The organism is Acinetobacter sp. YH12126 (assembly GCF_013418745.1).
In the GTDB taxonomy this organism is placed as follows: Bacteria; Pseudomonadota; Gammaproteobacteria; order Pseudomonadales; family Moraxellaceae; genus Acinetobacter; species Acinetobacter amyesii.
In genome coordinates this window covers 1-2139 of sequence record NZ_VPBM01000047.1, presented here as the reverse complement: position 1 = coordinate 2139, position 2139 = coordinate 1, and the positions used below count along the sequence as shown (strand labels likewise).

Genomic DNA, 2139 nt, shown 5'->3' with positions numbered 1-2139 from the left:
GATTATTGTCAATGGTTAGGTAAGCAAGTCGGCATTCCTATGAATTTACCTACTGAAGCCCAATGGGAGTATGCTGCTCGAAATAAAGGACAATATATAATTTCCACCACAGATAATGGGAAGTATGAAGTGGGTCGTAATGTTTGGAGTGATGAGCAAAGAGATCAAGTCAGTAAAAGTTTAAATTTTAGTGCTATTGTTCCTTTGCTAGGTCATTTCCCAACAACACCCTTAGGGTTCTACGATATGGCAACTGATAACCATGAATGGATGTCTGATTGGTTTGACCCACAGTATTACAAAAATTCACCTGAACTCAATCCACAGGGGCCAAAGTCTGGATTATTAAAATCCGTAAGGAGTACACATCAAGAAGGAGCAGCACAAAGTTTAGCATTAGGAGGTGCAGCAACCACTATTTATAGAAGAGGAAAGGAACCAAATCCTCAATACGAAAAAGGTGATGACAGTATAGATTATATTAACATTAATAACAGCACATCCGTGCGCTGTGCTTCAAACTCACCGAAACCTTTTCCTAAGCCATAAGTTTAGATTTTCGAATGTTGGATGGCTTATGCCATCCAAGTTTGATTAACATCTTCGTGACTTATACATATCCAAATCTAACTCTTCGATTGGTTTTGGTGCTTGTACTAAAAAACTTTCAGGTTTTTCTAAGCCTTCAGCTATTTGTATTTGTCTAAACTCAGGCGAGTCAATACAATGCTTATGACTTTAATGCAGGCTTGGGTGGTAGTCCGATTCAGCAGTTGTCTTGATTTATATTAAAAAAGCCATGAGGGGCTTTTTATTTCATTCTTTATCAAATTTGTAATTAAGACCACTAAAAAAATAAAATCTTTTCAATGTAAATTCCCAGAATATTAATACCATCAAGATTATGGCATATATCGAAAGATTTGACTTAATACCAGACATCATTTCACCAGCATAAAATTCAAATGGCGAATTAATGACTATAAAATACGGTCCAATAAAAAGCATATATGAAACTATAGCCATTTGTGAAAAAAGACTACCCCCCCAAACTTTTCCATTTTTTTCTTCAAAATCAGCAGAATAACCATCTAAATTACCATCCACAACAAAATTATCATTTTTATATTTTTTCTGCATTTTTTTTATCTTACTTAAACTTAATAATGTATCCAGTATAAAAAACAAGAACATATATTTTAAAATGGCTACCCAACCATTATTTAAAGTTAAATATACAGCACCTAGCATTAACAATGAAATCATAAAAATAATTAAATATAGAAAAATAAAATATTTATTATTGTAATTTAAATGACCAAAAAACCAAAAAACACAAATAGTTAAAATGCCTAGAAAAAGAATCCAAAAATAACCATAATAAAGATAAGACCAAAATGGCAACAGAAGGAATGCTACGGTTGCTAAAAGGGATTTATTAATTAATTCAAATTTTTTCATTACAATCTTAATTCAAAATAAAACCAAAATTATACCTTTCAAAAAAAACATAATTAAATATCACATATCTTTTTATTAAATGGAATTGTAATCAATTCCTTGTTTTTTAAATTAACATATTTATACTCATACACAATATCCAAATTAGATAAGATAGCAATTGATTCACAAATTTCATCTATCTTTGGCTTAGAATAATAATATTTCCTCATATCAGCCGCCTGATAATCACTAATACTTTCAAATGAAACCATGTAAATATAGGTTAATTTATTATCAGAAAATTTAAAATCCACCCATCTAGTATAATTATCTACATTCACAGGTAGTTTATTCTTCTGTTCACCAACATACTCTCTTACTAACTTTAACTCATTTTGTACCTCTTTTCGATCAACATCAACACCGTTCACAACCTTATTTTCAACACACGCGCTAAATTGAAGACCAATAAGAATAAGCATTATTACTTTATTCACAACATTTAAACCTTTTGAATTTTTTCCCAAACACACCATCTTTAATAAAACCTAATAAACACCAATTCAAAATATAATATGCCCCAGATATAGAAAATAAAAAACAATTCCTTTTAACAACCCATTAAGTGTAAAATATATCCTCAAACTTAATCATGCAATCAACTCCCTTAAATTTCTTAATTTTTTATGTTACTAT

3 protein-coding genes are annotated in these 2139 nt (G+C 30.2%); 1 reads left to right on the top strand and 2 read right to left on the bottom strand.

Annotated features, from left to right (window positions below; genetic code table 11):
• Window positions 1-549: SUMF1/EgtB/PvdO family nonheme iron enzyme (locus FTU62_RS17185; protein WP_180103261.1), on the top strand; the 549-nt coding region annotated here is incomplete at its 5' end.
• 267 nt (window positions 550-816) lie between these two features.
• On the opposite strand, the gene FTU62_RS17180 is transcribed toward FTU62_RS17185, so the two are convergent.
• Window positions 817-1461 carry a hypothetical protein gene (locus FTU62_RS17180; protein ID WP_180103260.1) on the bottom strand — a complete coding sequence of 215 codons (645 nt, stop codon included), beginning with the start codon at window positions 1459-1461 and terminating at the stop codon, window positions 817-819.
• 53 nt (window positions 1462-1514) lie between these two features.
• On the bottom strand, window positions 1515-1940 hold the full coding sequence (locus tag FTU62_RS17175; RefSeq protein WP_180036304.1) for a hypothetical protein: 426 nt from the start codon (window positions 1938-1940) through the stop codon (window positions 1515-1517).
• Between the last annotated feature and the right edge of the window lie 199 nt (window positions 1941-2139).